Raw genomic sequence first — 15,724 nt, forward strand, 5'->3', positions numbered from 1 at the left:
GATTTTTTTATTCCTTTTGTTTTTTTTATATCATAGTATGCAAAAGAATATTTTATTTCTTCTAGGAATTTTTTTAGTGTTGGAAACTTATGTTTATCAAGCTTTTAAAACAGTTTATACAAGCCAGAATGCAAGGTTTATTTATTGGATTCCTACCATTATCATTTATACTTTTTTGATTTATTCAGTCTTTACTTTCAATAGGGCTTCTCACAAGTATCTGAATTTCCAAATCGTCTTTTCGGTCATTTTAATTTTTGTTCTGCCGAAGATTTTAGTCGCTATTTTTCTTTTGATTGAGGATATTATCAGACTTCTGAATTTCGGTTACAATTATGTCGCAACAGATAATCACATTTATCCGTCAAGGAGGAAGTTTATCAGCTTGGTTGGACTTGGTTCGGGAGCGATTCTGGCGGGAATGGTTTTGGATGGAATTATCTTTGGGAAATACCGTCACAAAGCAAGGATTGTAAGACTTAAACTCAAAAACTTACCAGCGAGTTTCAAAGGTTATAAAATTGTTCAGATTTCTGATGTTCACAGTGGGAGTTTCCAAAATCCCAAGAAATTGCAGCACGCTATCGATTTGATTAATGAGCAAAATGCAGATTTGGTACTTTTTACCGGAGATATGGTTAATAATTATGCGGATGAATTTGTTCCCTTTATTGATTTGTTTTCTCAGATTAAGGGTAAGGACGGGAAATTTGCGGTTTTAGGAAATCACGATTACGGTGAATATGGCGAATGGAAAAATGAGGAAGAAAGAAGAAATAATATTCCACTTTTGGTTGAATATGAAAAGAAAGCTGGTTTCCAAATGCTTCGAAATGAGAATAGAATCATAGAAAGAAACGGGGAAAAATTATATATTTTAGGTGTAGAAAATTGGGGAATTCCACCGTTTCCACAGTTTGGAGATTTAGATAAAGCAACGCAAGATGTTCCTGTAGAATCTTGTAAAATCCTGATGTCTCACGACCCGTCACATTTTGATGCGGTAGTGAAAAATCATCCAAAAGACGTTCAATTAACGCTTTCCGGACACACGCACGGAATGCAGTTCGGAATTGATTTGAAGAATTTCAAATGGTCGCCTGTGAAATATAAATATCCTAAATGGGCAGATTTATATCAAAGTGGCGATAAGTATCTCTATGTCAATCGTGGTTTTGGCGTTATTGGTTATCCAGGTAGGGTAGGAGTATTGCCAGAAATTACCGTGTTTGAGCTGAGTTAATTTAATAATAAAAAGCCTGTTTATCAATATAATGATAGCAGGCTTTTTGTATGGTTTCAGTAAAGTTACTGTATGGTTCCGTTAGCTAATTATAACTTTAAATAATTATCAATTATTCAAAAATATATTTTGTTATTTGCTGAATCTGAAAATTGAAATTAAACTTTTTAAGCTTATTAAAACAAATAATCCTTCATTCTCGATACAGCTATTTCATTTTCATCAATGAATTGAAATAGCTGCTCAAGACGGTCTTCAAATGTTCGGCCGGTATTTATCTTTTTGTAAAATGGCAAGTCAAAAGGTGATTCGTTTCGGTTGAAAAATTGCCACGCATTGACGTAAATCATCACGTACTCATTATTCTTCAAACTCTCCAAAAGCATACTCTCATAATACTTCATCGGTGTGACCTGAAAGACATAATCATTGAACGGAAGTTGAGAGTAGGGTGACTGACTTTCCGGAACGATGGTCAAATCATTTTCGATATGAATTTCAGTTTTTGCAGTCAATTTTCGCCATAGAAAATTGAGCTTGGATTCTTCGATATTCGAAACATAATTGAAGTCCAAATTCTTGATTTCGGAATACGAAATTTGATGATATTTTTGTCTCAAACCACGAACTGGTTTTTCCAAAAAATGCTCTAAATTTTGCTTGGTTTTTTCTATATTTTCTGGCGTGGAATTGACGTTATAAAATGCGATTTCGTGTCCTGAAAATGAAATCTTTTTTAGTAGTTTTTGAAGCTTGTCAACAATAGAAACCTCAACGAAAAATGTTGCTTTGAACTCATGAAGTTCCAATAAAAGCAAAATGATTTCTGTTTTTTCTTCGATAGATGTAATCAATTCTTTTTCTGAAATATTTTTAGTGTTTAATATTTTATTTTCAGAAATTGATATGTTGAAAGTTAATAAAACCACTTAAACCAAAATTTATATTTTATTTATAATTAATTTAAAATCAAATGTTAAAATGTATTTAATCTAAATTAATTATTTAAATCTAGCTATTTGCCTAATTTCTTTTTAAGATTATTTATCATATCTATTGACATTGACGAAATATCAAACTTGTAATCTAATCTCCAGTCTTGTTTTGCAGCAGAATCATCAATACTCGCTGGCCAAGAATCTGCAATTGCCTGACGGAAATCCGGCTCATATTTTATCTCGAAATCAGGTATTGTTTTTTTGATTTCTGCTGCCAGCTCTTTTGGTGTAAAACTCATCCCTCCAAGGTTGTAAGAGTAACGTAATTTCACCTGTTCTTTTGGAGCTGTCATCAGCTTGATTGTTGCGTCAATGGCGTCGTCCATATATAACATTGGCATCGCTGTATTTTCACTGATGAAGCTCGTATATTTTCCTTTTTCTACAGCCTCATAAAATATTTCTACAGCGTAATCTGTGGTACCTCCACCTGCTGGTGCTTTCCAGGAAATCAAACCTGGATAACGAATACTTCTAATGTCAACTCCATACTTTTCGAAATAATATTCGCACCATTTTTCGCCTGCCATTTTTGATATTCCGTAAACAGTTGTCGGGTTCAAAACAACTTCTTGCCCAACATTTTCTTTAGGTATTCCTTTTCCGAAAACGGCAATAGAACTTGGCCAGAAAATCTTTTTTAATGTTCCTTCTTTTGCTAATTCGCAAAGATGGATTAACGGATCAAGATTCAGTTTCCAAGCAAAAAGTGGTTGCTTTTCTGAAGTTCCGGATAAAAGCGATGCTAAATGATAAACGGTAGTAATGTTGTGTTCTTTTATGACGTCTGTAACGGCTTGAAAATTAGTTACATCCAGTCTTTCGTAATAACCAGCTTCTGTAATGCCTTCTTTCCACTTGTCGAGTCCAGAAGCAATAACGTTTTCTTTACCATAAATTTCTGATAATCTAACGGTTAGTTCCGTTCCAATCTGCCCTAGTGCGCCGGTGATGAGAATTTTTTCTGTCATAGTTTCATTTTTACTTTTCTTGATTCGCAAATCTAATTAAATTTGGGATTGAGAATCAAAAAGAATTCCAATAAATTTTTTAAAAATATCATAATATGAAAAATCAATCGCCAATAATTGAAGTTGCTGAACTTTTTACCATATCTGAAAATCCGAATCTGAGAATTTTTGATGGCCGAACTGGTCCAAATGCTAAAGAAGAATATCTTAAAAAACATCTTGAAAATTCGGTTTTTGTTGATTTGAATTCTGATTTGGCCGAAATTGATAATCCAAAAAATGGAGGAAGACATCCGCTACCAAAGTTTGAAGATTTTATAAAAACTTTAGGGAGTTTAGGAATTGATAAAGATTCTCACGTTGTAATTTATGATGATAAAAACGGAGCTAATGCAGCAGCGAGATTTTGGTGGATGTTGCGTGCGGTTGGTCAGACCAATGTTCAGGTTCTGAATGGTGGTTTGCAGTTTGCAGAAAATCAAAATTACCCTTTGAGCTCTGGTGAAGATTCTTATCCAGAAACCGACTATATTTCTGGACACCAAGACTGGCAATTGCCACAAATCTGGATGGATGATGTTAAATTGGCAACACAAGATTCGGGTTCTGTGATTGTTGATGTCCGAGAATCTCAACGGTATGACGGTATCACAGAGCTAATTGATTTGATTGCAGGACATATCCCGAATGCTAAGAATTTTCCATTCATTGATAATCTGGATGACGATGGTTTGTTCAAATCTCCTGAACTTCTCAAAAATTTGTATTCAGAATTATTTGAAAATTATGACCAAAATAAAATCACGTTCCATTGCGGAAGTGGCGTGACGGCTTGTCATTCTCTTTTAGCTTTGGACTACGCCGGTTTTGATATTCCGAATTTGTATGTTGGAAGCTGGAGCGAGTGGAGCAGAAACGAAGTTTAGTTATGAATAATGAATGCATTTGAAAACTCATAATTAATAATTTATAACTCATAATTATTAAAAGCTCGCTCGTATTTGCATACTTCCGATATGGATTGTTCGGTCACCAGAGTTACGGCCTTCATAGTTTACATTAAGTTGAATAAAGGAATTAATTGCTTGTTGGATATATAATGTCCAGACTTGATTTTTTCCAGCTTTTAGACCTTCCAGCATTTGATTTCCGACGATGCTGAAACTATTGCCTGTAAAATCATTATTGATGAAAGAGAAATTAGCTCTTACAGAAGTTTTCGCTTTTTCCCATTGCAAAGTTCCGGAGATCTCGTAGGTTTTCAAAAGTTCATCGCCATCGGTTCTTTTTTTCTGACGAAGCGCGCCAGATAATTCGGTTTGCAAAGTTTCGGTTAGCTTATAGGTTCCTTTTGGTTTAGTTTCCCAGTTTTGAAGAAGGTAATTTCTGGAAGCATAAACCTGAGAGCTGTTTGTGACATTTTGCAAGGTGTTTTCCCAATCTGTTCGGAAAGTCTTGGAAAACGAATAACCGACGTTCAGGAAATGAGATTTCTGTCCGTGTGCTTCGTTACTGTAATTGGCATTAACCAAATTATCATTATCGGTGTATCGGTAACTGCCGTTCCAACCGGATTTATCATTGGAATTAAATAAAGCCGAAGCCAAAATATTCTGTGTTCTCAGCAATTGGTCAGCCTGTTTTTCGAAAGGATTCCAGACCAGAACCTTGCTGCCTTTCATATAAGAATTTTGAGAAAGTAAGGACAAATTGAAGTTCCAACGCTTCAGAAAAGCATTTTCAGAACTGATAATGACAGATGGATTTACGAATAAAGCGACTTGTAATTTGTTTTTGTTGGAAGCGAGATAATTCACGCTATTTGTGTAAACTCTGATGTATTGCGCCAAATCTGCATATTCCGCCACCTCAAACTCATCCAATTGCTGGATGCCGTCATTGTTGTAATCCGTCCATTTGTATACGCCCTGTCCATCGGTTACTTTGATGTATTGGAACTCACGTTGCGCTTCCTGACCGTTTCCAAGTTCGTAGAAAAGCTGAAGGCGCATCCCGTTTTTGAATAATTGCTGATTGTATAAAATATTTCCCACCACAAAATCCTGATTCTGGTCATTTGCCAAAGTCTGATTTTCATAATAGAATTTTCTGTAATGAACCAAAGTCGATAATTGTGTTTTTTCCGTTTTGATGATTTGACTTTCCGCCATCAATCCCAAAATATTATTCATCTTCTGAAGACGATTATCCTGTACCGAATCATTACTTCGAAGATAAACCTTAGTCAATAATTTGGTTCGTGCAGAATCAGCGATTTTTTTCTGAATGAAAACCTCTTTCCAGCTGAAACTCGTTACATCTAACAATTGCGTGGCGTTATATTTTTTCTCGTTGTGTTCCATAGAACCTCCCAACATCCAGCTCCCTTTTTTGCCTACCATTTCTGTGGAGACAGCTCCTCGGATGAAAGTTGTGTTAAGGTCAGTCGATTTGGTGTCGAGATAAGAAACCGCTGCGAGATTATTGAATTTACCGATTTTCCAAATGGCATCGATGTCATTTTTGATTCCTTTGTAAGTGTCGGTTTCTTCAAGATAATTCAGTTTATAATTGATTTTTGAAGTTTTGTTAAAGTCATTTAAAAAAGAGAAAATAAATCTATTCTGAGTAATCTGGCTGAACTCATTGGTCAGGTTAAAATCTCTCCAGAAATCAACATTGTTAATTCTATCCAAAATATGGAAGTTCTTCTGAATCATTTGATATTCCAACATTGGCGTTCCTGTCCAGGTGTTTTTTCGGAATGTTTTGTTGGCATAAATTCTTGCAGCGTAACCAATATTTTTATCATTATCTCTGGACGAAAACATATTGATGTCATAATTGCTCATCGATACATCGGTCCCAATGATACCTTCATTTAAAGCATATTCGAAATTTGCTGAATAAACTTGTGCTTTTTCCGGCGCCGGCAATTTTCTAACTGCCATATAATCTCCCAAACCGCTTCCAACATATTGGAAAACACGTCCGTTGTTAGTGGACTGCTGTAATTGATAATCACCTTTTCCACTGCCAAAATAAGTGAATGAAACCTGATACAAAACCTGAGTTTGGTCTGTAGAAAACTCATAATGGAAAGAGTCTGTATCGAATATTTTTTTGTAGAGAATTTTATTCACATCATATTCCGTTTCTACACCTGATGGCGAATACATTGCATCAGGATTGTTCCCTGCATTGACTAAAGTTTGCTGGTCTTCTTCACTAAGATTTAATGAAAGTGGTGCGTTTTTATTATCATTCTCCATAAACCAACTGAATCCCGCTTTGAGCTTCTCACGCTGATGTTTGATGTTTCCGGTAATTAAAAATCTTGTGTAATTTCGATTGCTATAGTTATAAGATACGTTGATGAAATTCTGAGAATAAATCGGTCTAAAACTAGTAAAAGTGATTTCTCCCGTATTGTAATTAATGATGTAATCCTGATTTTCGCCACGTTTCATCAAAATTCCATCGATATAAACCTGCTCTGAACCAGAAATAATTGTGATGAATAATTCGCCGTTTTTTCCAGTCAATCGATAAGGTCCCTGGTTGCCTTCAACACCTTGGAATCGCATCCTGAAAAATTCACTTCGGGCAACACCTCCGGAAACATCAACTGAAGTTTTGTTACCATTCTTTTCCCAATTTGTAAGAAACTGCAATCCCATACTTCGCCTTTGGTAACGACCGAAATAGGTCGTTTCATCATTAAGGTCGAGATGCCCAGCTCTTATTATGCTGTGGTTTTTGATGTTAAGTTGAAGATAGATTTTGTCAAACTCCTGCAATGTTTGAGTGTAACCATCAGCCTGAACTGGAAGATTGTGGTCTGAAATAGAAGCCAAAATCGAAACATCAGGACTCAGTTTTCCGGAAATCTGCATATCCATAGAACTTTGCACAGATGAACCCTGATTATTTCCAAAAGTAATTCCTCTAATAATAGAACCTTTGGAGTTAAGTTCTCCAAGGATTCTTTTCTTGTCATTTTTAACGAGCACTTCTTCATCATAAATCACGCGATTTTGTTTTTTGATGAAGTCGAGCGTGTCTTTGGTGAAAAAATCCTGATTGATTTTAGAAATTAGAATACTGTCTTTTTTGAGGGAATCCTGCGGGATATTAGGATTTTTCCAATTGAAAATCTGTGCATTAACCGAAATTAGTGCAAAAAAAGTACAGATTATTAGAAAAATTTTATTTATCTTCGACACCCTTTTCTTGTGATGTGTAAATGTACTAATAATAGGCTTTACAGCGAATTAACAATTATTTAAAACGGAAACAGGGGATATAAAATTATACTTGACATTAAAATTTTATATTTGGCACTCGTAAAAACAAACAGAATTAATAACAATTTTTAAACTTTATATTATGAAAAAATTCTATTCTTTATTGGCAGCAGTCGCTTTGACTGCAACAGTAAATGCGCAAGTATTTTCTGAAAACTTTGATACATTAACAGGAGCATCTACTTACACTGGAGGAAACTCTGGAGGATGGAGTGGAAGTATTGCTACAGGACCTTTGACAGGCAAATTAGCTGGCTGGGTAAATACTTCAGCTGCAGGAGGTGATAAATGTCTTAAATTAGGTTCTGGAAGTAATATGGGAAGTGCAATTACTCCTGAATTCTCTACAACTGCAACTGCACTTAAATTAACTTTCAGAGCAGGAGCTTGGAATAGTACAAACGAAAAAGTAACAATCACTGTAAGTGTTGCTGGCGGTAGTGCTACAGTAGCAGATGGTGCAATCACACTAACTAAAGGAGAATTTAATACTTATACAGTTAATTTAACAAATGTTGTAGGACCACTAAAGCTTAAATTTTCTGCAGATGTAGCTGCTAATAACCGTTTTTTCTTGGATGATGTTTTAGTTGAAGATGCAGCTACAATGGCAGTAGGAGATGCTACAAAAGGAAAAGCTAACTTGGTGAAAAATACAATCGTAGCAAATGAATTAATCTTCGGAGCTTCTGCAAAAGTATCAGTTTACAATACTGCTGGTCAAGTTGTAAAAACTGCTGCGGTTGCTGAAAACTCCAGATTAGATGTTTCTGCTTTGCCAAAAGGAACTTATGTAGTAACGGGTCTTGTTAATGGACAAGCTGTATCTCAAAAAGTAATTAAGAAATAATCTTAATTTATCTAATAAACTATATTGCGCTACCATTTTTGGTAGCGTTTTTTTGTTAATATAATATTAAGTAAAATGAATTTAAATGAAACTTTAAGTTATTGATTGTTATTCTATTATTAATATTTAGTCAATACAGAATAGGGAGAGTCATGATAGATTTGTCACAAACAAAATCTTTAATACATACTAATTATGAAAAAGTTCTATTCTTTATTAGCTGCAGTTTTTTTAACTGCAACAATCAATGCACAAATCTATTCTACAGGATTTGAATCAAGCGATAGTTTCTCATCAGACAACGTTTACAATAATACAACAGTTACGTTTAGTGGTGCTGCAGGGAAACAATGGGGGACGTTCTACGGAACACCTTCTACCACTTCTCCGCTGACAGGGAACCAATCTATGCAAATGAGATGGTACACAAGTGCGACTAGCAGCAAAGGTTACACGTATACTAATTTCAATACTACTGGTGTTGAGAAAGTGACATTTAGTGCGGCCAATACCAATGGAATTAATGTTATCGTTTCTTATTCCGCCAATAACGGAACCACTTGGTTAAGCCCACAAACCTTCACATTAACTACTACAAAAACCGAGTATACTTATAATGTGCCATCGTCAGCTACAGGAGGACTTAGATTCAAATTTGAATTAACTTATGCTACAGCTCCTACTGCGACATCCAGACTCTATATTGATGATGTCAAATTCTTTGCGCCTACAATGGCCGCAATAGATGCTGCGAAAGGAAAAACTAATTTGGTTAAAAATACAATTGTCTCAAACGAATTGATTTTTGGGACTTCTGCAAGAGTATCTGTTTATAACACAGCTGGTCAGGTTGTGAAAGTTGCTGAAGTGACTGAAAACACAAGATTAGAAGTTTCGGCTTTGCCAAAAGGAACTTATATCGTAACAGGTCTTATTAATGGACAAGCAGTTTCACAAAAAGTAATTAAAAAGTAATTATTCCCTTTAATTATTACAAATCCAGTATCGTGAGATGCTGGATTTTTTGATGATTTAAAACAGGATTAACATATAGTTCTTTTAATATGTTTACTTTTGTACCAGCAAAAAAGGGATAGTTTATGAAGATGTAAATATGTTAATTTTATGAAGGCAAAATTTTACAGCCTTGATTAAATCGAACTTTATGAATATGGAAATGTTAAAAAATAAACAAAATTTTGCTGAATACATTTTTTTATTAACTTAGCATCCCTTTAAATAATATTATAAAACAATTTTTTAAACTTTAATAAAATGAAAAAAATCTTTACAATTTTAAGTGTTGCTGCGGTATCTTTGGTATCTGCTCAAAATTTAGTAGTTAATGGTGGATTTGAAAGTGGTTTAGCTCCTTGGACTGCTGGAACTGGAACTGGTTACACTGCACCTACAATTTCTACAACTGATGCGCATACAGGAAGTAACAGTGCTACTTATTCGCCGTCTGCTACCACAGGATTTTTCCAAAATGTTCCAGTAACGGAGGGAAAAACATATGTTATTTCTTTTTGGTACAAAACTTCTAGTGCTTCTGCTGCTAGACTTTGGAGTATTTACAAAAATGCTTCTGGAGCACCTGTATATACTACGCCAGATAATACTACAGATCCATTCAGAACTAATAATAAGTATTTGCCTGCTGCCGCTGTTTGGACACAGTATACAGCTGAAATGCCTGCTGGAACAGCTGTAACTAATCTTGATGTCGCAATAAGAGCTTACGGAGGAACAACTTCTTCTTTTGACGATGTTATGGCCTATGAAAAAGGAACAATGGCTGTTGTTGACTTCTCTAAAGATAAATATAGCTTAGTTAAAAATACTGTAGTTGGAGAATCTATCGCTTTCGCTAAGACTGCTGATATCCAAATCATCAACGCTGCTGGACAAGTTGTTAAAGCTGCTAAAGTAATAGAAGGTTCTACTTTGAACGTTGCTTCTCTTGCTAAAGGTGTTTACATCGTTACAGGTTCTGTAAACGGAGAAAAAGTAGCTCAAAAAGTAATCAAAAACTAATATTAGTTTTTCTTAAAAATAGAAGGCTTCCTAATTTGGAAGCCTTTTTTGTTCTTTTTAAGGGATAAAATCAGATTGTTTTAATAGATGACCAGCATTTACAAGTGGTTTTAGAAAACCCCGCGTCTCAAATTATTAATCAAAGCTCCAAGGTTCAAAACCAGAGTATATCGGATTCTGTAACCATAATCTTTGAAACCAGCTTCGAAGCCTAAACTAGAGGCAACGGGAAAATAAACTTCCAAGAAATCAGGAATGACCTTCACTTTTATTCCAGAGTCCCAAATGAATTGTGTTGCTCTGTTTTTGTTTTTGTAAACGCCGGCATCAGCATAAACATTAAACCATTTCCAAACGTGAGAATCTACATTCAAACTGGTGATGAACTGATTGACTGAAGTATTGAACATCGATTTGAAGCCGCCTTCTGCCAAGATGAACTGCTGGGAAAGAATCCCCGAAGTCGCACTCTGCCCCAACAATCCATAAGAAAAAGAGTAGTTGGATACTCGTGAAATACCATAATTGAACAAAGCATTTTTGGTATTGTTTTTAATGAAATACCCGGCAAACCATCTAAAACTGATTTTTTTGTCTTTTGCATATTCCCAGCGATAAAAAGCTTCTGCAGAAATCTTTTGGAAGTCTTCCATCCATTGTAAATTACCAGAGATATATTTTTCGTGAATCAAGCGGTTGTCAGAGTAAGAATAACCCAAATTCCAGAGGTTGTATTTGGAGTAAAGATTATTTTCAATCATCAGCGGAGTAAGCTCTCTGTCATAATAATTATAAGAAAAATACAAACTTCTTCCCAAGGCGCTTCTCGGATTTTTATTAAAGTTAATTGATGTTCCGGCTCCAAATCTTTTATAAGCCAAATTGTTATTATAATGAAAGTAAGAACCGGAAACTGCAAAATTCCAGCTTCTGAAAAAACTATTCGGTGGTAAAATCGAATAACCAACTGCTCCAGAACCTGTCAACTTTCCAGTTCCTGTACTGAAATAAGGTGTGAAAGAATAATCGAACTTTTGGTCAAAAATCCCTTGATTCTTAAAATTCATTCCAATAAGAATTTTATCGTAAGCGTTGAAAGTCAATCTTGGTGTCAGGAAAATTTCGTTGTATTCTGGATTTTGGATGTCTTTTATCAACTTGAACCTTATTTTTTTTGTATTTGAGAATAATCCTTTGGTGTAGATATAATTATCCCGGTAGTTAGATTCTGGGAAGATATAATTATCATTTAAAACAATTTTTTCTACATCTTTTTTCGGAACCGAAAGTGTATCATTTTTAGCCAAACTCGACTCTTTCCAATAGGTTGTAGTTTCGCCTGAACTCTTTTCTGTTCCTATTTTAAGAGGTATTTCCAGTGTGTTGTTTTTACGAATATCTACCAAATAATTCTCTTTTTGTTCTTTGATATTTTTTAAATTGAAGTTGATTCGGTGTTTTTCAGCCATCATTTGCTGCAAGAAATTAGACTTTCCTTTGGAAAAAATTTTCAGTTCATTTAGGAATTTTTGACCCTCTGTTTTGGATTGATAATTAGCAGAAAGGTAATCTTTCAAAAAATTATCAAAAGATTGCGTTCCCGAATATTCTGAGATTTGAGCCAAAAGGCTTCCCATCTCAAACTGACTAATAGCTGTTGTATTGAAGTTGCTCAGAAGATAATAAGGCGTCGTTATTTTTTGGTCGAGATTCTGGGTCGAGATATAATGATAAGCCAAACCATAACGTTCGGAGAGTTTAAGTTTCGAGGCGTGAAATAGCTTCAGAGGTTTTATACCGAAGATGCTGGCATTATCGGGGAGATTTCCCAAAAGTTTGTGTTCTGGATAGAACTGTTTAAGATATTCAATCTCAAGATAGGACTTCAAACCATTCTTCAGCCAGTGGTCTTTCGTTTTGTTGGTTATGAAATAGTCATCCATTACTTTCTTTGAAATCACACTGAAATAATCCAAATCTGTCTTTTCATAATCCGTAAACAATTGGTATTTGAATTTCCAGAACTTGACATCATCAATCCCGATAAACTCTTCTTTATTCAAGAATTTTTGAGTGATGAATAATTTGTCAGGAAGATTTCCAACTCTCGTTTTTATGAATTTGAGATGATTCGTAATAACAGAACCTAAAATCTGACGCTGATATTCCGTAACCTGATAACCTAGCTGAACATTGATTGGTTGTCCATCAATATTGATTGGAAATTCAGGATAAATTTCTTTTGAAATTTGAAATTCTGGATCGTTGATAGATTGTCCTTCGAACTCAGTGTTACTATTTTGATTAAGGTTAGAATAGATTTTCCAATTATTTGGAACCTCAAAATTTACTTTCCAGAATGAGCCTGCATTAGCTGTTTCTTCGGTGTCACGATAGAAAGATTTTTTTTGAAAATCATCTTCATAAGTTTCTGGAACAAGGAAAAAGTACTTTAACAAAATGTGATTCACATCTACGCCATAACCTGTAAAGCGAGCATCAGGAAGCTGGATTTGATATTTCATATTAAGTTTGATACTTTTTCCAGATTCTAAAGGTTCGGAAAGCGGAATGAGAATATTTTCCTGAGTTTTATTAAGAATTTCAGCAGAAATATTTCCGTAAGAATATTGGAGACTTTCTAACTTCCCGAGTTGATTATCCTTAGCAAAATACAAATCCTTCTTTCTGTCTTCAACTTTTCTTTTGAGAAGTGGTGTTTTACGTTTCTGATAAGCAGAAACCCAATTCAAAAGTTTGATTTGATTGATGGATTTCTGGTGCAGATTATGATAAAACAAAGTCTGTTCTACAGAAATCGATTTTTGGTCTTCATTCAGTTTTACATTCAACAAAATGCTGTCTTGCTGAGACTTTGCCCAGAAAAAAGGAAGAAATAGAACCAAACATAAAAGAAATCGCTTCATCAAAAAATATAAGTAACTAAAACTACTACTTTTTTTCTGATGAATATTAATATTTAGTTGTTAAAATTTTTTTCTACTAATGGTACGAAATTTCCGAATTGATAGAATTTTCATAAGGGGTAAAATCTGACGATTTTTGAAGCGTTTATTTGCCTTCGAGAACCTCAGACTGACAGTTTGATAACGACCCTTCTGACGGACTATCATAAAAAACAAAACCCCCTTCAGAGTTTCAATCTCTGAAGGGGTTAATTAATATTTTAAATCATTTAGAAGATTTACAAAGAATCTTGATAGGCTTTCCAACCTTCGTTTTTGTAACGTAAAGCTTCTTGTTCAGGCTCGTCAGCTTTGTAAATTCCGCGTCCCACGATAATGAAATCTGTACCGTAATTTTTAATCACGTGTTCCGGAGAATTATATTGTTGCCCTTTGTCATCACCGCTTGTTCCCAAATTCACACCTGGTGTGAATAGTAAGAGCTGGTCAGAAACTTGATTCTGCGCCACACATCCGATAATGCTTGGATGATTTTCTATGACTTTCAAAGCTTCTTCGCGATAATGAGAATCTGTTAAAGTTCCTTCAGAAGACATTCCTAAAATTGCTACAACACCAACATTTACAAAGCAATCTAAACTTTTGCTTCCTCCAATCACGTGAGAAGTTACTAAGTCTGCCCAATTGGAAATTTTATAAGTTCCGTAAGAAAATTGTAATTCCTGAGTATTTCCGATATCAGCAAATTTTCGGTCTTCCATTAAAAGGAAATTATGTTTTGTTGCCAAATCTTTAAGTGGAAGAATCGTTTCATCAGCATCGAAATCATTCAGAATATCAATATGTGTTTTAAGAGCCACAATATGAGGACCAACAAAATCAGCGAAATCCAATAATTCTTTTGTAGTGATGAAGTCTGCCGAAGCAATTAGGTTTGACTTTTTCTCAATAGCAATTTCAAGGATTTTCTTCGCGAAAGAATGTTCAGCAACTTTCAGTTTTTGTTCGTAAGACAATCGTTTTTTCTCTTCGAAAACTACCTGATTTCCGTTCACAAAATCCTGAATTCTTGCAACTTCTTCGTCATCAATATAACTAACTTCTCTCAGGATTTCTACAACTTCAGAAATATTGAAAAGTGAATGCACTTTGTAACCTTTGTCTTCCAGCTTTTCTTTTCCTCCTTGTTGTCTGTCGAGAACTACAACAATATCAGAAACCTTGATGCCTTCATTTTCAACTTCGTCAATCGTTTCTACCAAAGATTTTCCGGATGTAATCACATCTTCTACCAAAAGACAGTTTTGACCTTTTTCGTAGATGCCTTCAATCAGTTTTTTTGTTCCGTAAGCTTTTGCTTCTTTTCGTTTAATAATTAATGGAATGTAACTTTGAAGAGACATTGCAGTCGCCATCGGAAGTGCCGCATAAGGAACACCGCAAATGATATCGAAATTATCCAACGGAAGCATTTCCAGAAGATAATTGGCGAGTTTTTTAAGGATTTTGGGGTCAGAAGCTAGTGGACGCAAATCCACGTAGAACGGACTTTCTATACCGCTTTTCAATGTGAAACGCCCAAATTTAATAATCCCGAGTTTGTAACACTCGAGGAAGAATTCTTTTTTACTTTCCATTTACTTTTCTTAGATTTCTACAAATTTAAGGCTATTTTTTAAACCACAAAAGTCACAAAAGTTTCGTTTTTTTTATTTCTCGCAGATTTTAAAGATTCCGCAGATTAAATAATATTCTCAATTTAAAATCAGCAAATTTTGCTTAATCTGCGAGATAATTTAAATTAAACTTCCTTCCACTTTGGATTTGTAGCAAATATTTTTTCATTGATTTTACAATTTTCAGAATGCGCACCTTTCAGAAAACCAATGCTCATCAGAAACTCACCAACTATTTCTCCACCCGTGAATCTAAAAGTTTTCTTGAACAATTTTACCCATTCTTCCTTAGTTTTCGGATGATGATGTTCCAGCCATTTTTCAAAAGAACCGAATTCCTTTTTCAATTCCAAAATAGTCTTTGCATTTTCTATAGCTGCATTGACCTTGAGTTTGTTTCTAATGATTCCCGGGTCGGCCAATAATCTTTCTCGGTCTTTTTCTGTGTACGCGGCAATTTTCTTTATACTGAAATTACTGTAAGCTTTTCGGAAAGATTCTTCCTTTTTGAGAATCGTTTCCCAGCTCAATCCAGCCTGATTGATTTCCATAATCAATCTTCCGAAAAGTTCATCATCATTATGAATTGGGAAACCATAATGATTATCGTGGTAGTTTTTGTGCAGTGCTTTTCGCTCTTCCGGCTGCATCGTTTCTATAGCTTGACAATAGGACATCGTTTTTGTAATTAAATTTTAAATGTAAAGATAATTAA

11 protein-coding genes are annotated in these 15,724 nt (G+C 34.7%); 5 read left to right on the forward strand and 6 right to left on the reverse strand.

Annotation, left to right across the window (positions count from 1 at the left end; genetic code table 11):
• Window positions 1-37 precede the first annotated feature (37 nt).
• Window positions 38-1,243: a metallophosphoesterase gene (locus tag BUR19_RS01785; protein WP_074233224.1), complete on the forward strand. Its 1,206-nt coding sequence runs from the start codon at window positions 38-40 to the stop codon at window positions 1,241-1,243.
• 176 nt (window positions 1,244-1,419) lie between these two features.
• On the opposite strand, the gene BUR19_RS01790 is transcribed toward BUR19_RS01785, so the two are convergent.
• Both BUR19_RS01790 and BUR19_RS01795 read right to left on the reverse strand, forming a co-directional pair.
• A complete protein-coding gene (locus tag BUR19_RS01790) occupies window positions 1,420-2,172 on the reverse strand; it encodes a polysaccharide deacetylase family protein (RefSeq protein ID WP_074233225.1) in 753 nt (250 codons plus the stop codon).
• 86 nt (window positions 2,173-2,258) lie between these two features.
• A complete protein-coding gene (locus BUR19_RS01795; protein WP_074233226.1) occupies window positions 2,259-3,212 on the reverse strand; it encodes an NAD-dependent epimerase/dehydratase family protein in 954 nt (317 codons plus the stop codon).
• Between the two features lie 95 nt (window positions 3,213-3,307).
• On the opposite strand from BUR19_RS01795, the gene BUR19_RS01800 reads away from it, so the two are divergent.
• Entirely contained in the window at window positions 3,308-4,138 is an 831-nt protein-coding gene (locus BUR19_RS01800; RefSeq protein WP_074233227.1) for a sulfurtransferase, read from the forward strand.
• 57 nt (window positions 4,139-4,195) lie between these two features.
• Here the strand turns inward: BUR19_RS01800 and BUR19_RS01805 are convergent, their stop codons facing one another.
• Window positions 4,196-7,438 carry a hypothetical protein gene (locus BUR19_RS01805; protein ID WP_379954866.1) on the reverse strand — a complete coding sequence of 1,081 codons (3,243 nt, stop codon included), beginning with the start codon at window positions 7,436-7,438 and terminating at the stop codon, window positions 4,196-4,198.
• A 163-nt stretch (window positions 7,439-7,601) separates the two neighbouring features.
• On the opposite strand from BUR19_RS01805, the gene BUR19_RS01810 reads away from it, so the two are divergent.
• The 3 genes from BUR19_RS01810 (at window position 7,602) to BUR19_RS01820 (ending at window position 10,406) form a co-directional block, all read left to right on the forward strand.
• The gene (locus BUR19_RS01810) at window positions 7,602-8,369 is read left to right on the forward strand and encodes a T9SS type A sorting domain-containing protein (protein WP_074233228.1); all 768 of its coding nucleotides are present in this window, start codon (window positions 7,602-7,604) and stop codon (window positions 8,367-8,369) included.
• A gap of 195 nt (window positions 8,370-8,564) precedes the next feature.
• Window positions 8,565-9,344 carry a T9SS type A sorting domain-containing protein gene (locus BUR19_RS01815; RefSeq protein WP_074233229.1) on the forward strand — a complete coding sequence of 260 codons (780 nt, stop codon included), beginning with the start codon at window positions 8,565-8,567 and terminating at the stop codon, window positions 9,342-9,344.
• A gap of 300 nt (window positions 9,345-9,644) precedes the next feature.
• Window positions 9,645-10,406: a carbohydrate binding domain-containing protein gene (locus BUR19_RS01820; protein WP_074233230.1), complete on the forward strand. Its 762-nt coding sequence runs from the start codon at window positions 9,645-9,647 to the stop codon at window positions 10,404-10,406.
• A gap of 110 nt (window positions 10,407-10,516) precedes the next feature.
• On the opposite strand, the gene BUR19_RS01825 is transcribed toward BUR19_RS01820, so the two are convergent.
• The 3 genes from BUR19_RS01825 to BUR19_RS01835 all read right to left on the reverse strand — a co-directional run bounded on the left by BUR19_RS01825 (window position 10,517) and on the right by BUR19_RS01835 (window position 15,686).
• Entirely contained in the window at window positions 10,517-13,333 is a 2,817-nt protein-coding gene (locus BUR19_RS01825) for a TonB-dependent receptor (RefSeq protein WP_074233231.1), read from the reverse strand.
• Between the two features lie 278 nt (window positions 13,334-13,611).
• On the reverse strand, window positions 13,612-14,970 hold the full coding sequence (gene pyrF, locus BUR19_RS01830; protein WP_074233232.1) for an orotidine-5'-phosphate decarboxylase: 1,359 nt from the start codon (window positions 14,968-14,970) through the stop codon (window positions 13,612-13,614).
• Window positions 14,971-15,134: 164 nt separating this feature from the next.
• The gene (locus BUR19_RS01835; RefSeq protein ID WP_074233233.1) at window positions 15,135-15,686 is read right to left on the reverse strand and encodes a DNA-3-methyladenine glycosylase I; all 552 of its coding nucleotides are present in this window, start codon (window positions 15,684-15,686) and stop codon (window positions 15,135-15,137) included.
• Window positions 15,687-15,724: the final 38 nt, after the last annotated feature.

It is taken from the genome of Epilithonimonas zeae (genome assembly GCF_900141765.1).
In the GTDB taxonomy this organism is placed as follows: Bacteria; Bacteroidota; Bacteroidia; order Flavobacteriales; family Weeksellaceae; genus Epilithonimonas; species Epilithonimonas zeae.

Coding starts and splice junctions, on each gene's coding strand:
- BUR19_RS01785 (WP_074233224.1), top strand. CDS start 38: ATGCAAAAGAATATTTTATTTCTTCTAGGAATTTTTTTAGTGTTGGAA.
- BUR19_RS01795 (WP_074233226.1), bottom strand. CDS start 3,212: ATGACAGAAAAAATTCTCATCACCGGCGCACTAGGGCAGATTGGAACG.
- BUR19_RS01800 (WP_074233227.1), top strand. CDS start 3,308: ATGAAAAATCAATCGCCAATAATTGAAGTTGCTGAACTTTTTACCATA.
- BUR19_RS01810 (WP_074233228.1), top strand. CDS start 7,602: ATGAAAAAATTCTATTCTTTATTGGCAGCAGTCGCTTTGACTGCAACA.
- BUR19_RS01815 (WP_074233229.1), top strand. CDS start 8,565: ATGAAAAAGTTCTATTCTTTATTAGCTGCAGTTTTTTTAACTGCAACA.
- BUR19_RS01820 (WP_074233230.1), top strand. CDS start 9,645: ATGAAAAAAATCTTTACAATTTTAAGTGTTGCTGCGGTATCTTTGGTA.
- BUR19_RS01825 (WP_074233231.1), bottom strand. CDS start 13,333: ATGAAGCGATTTCTTTTATGTTTGGTTCTATTTCTTCCTTTTTTCTGG.
- pyrF (WP_074233232.1), bottom strand. CDS start 14,970: ATGGAAAGTAAAAAAGAATTCTTCCTCGAGTGTTACAAACTCGGGATT.
- BUR19_RS01835 (WP_074233233.1), bottom strand. CDS start 15,686: ATGTCCTATTGTCAAGCTATAGAAACGATGCAGCCGGAAGAGCGAAAA.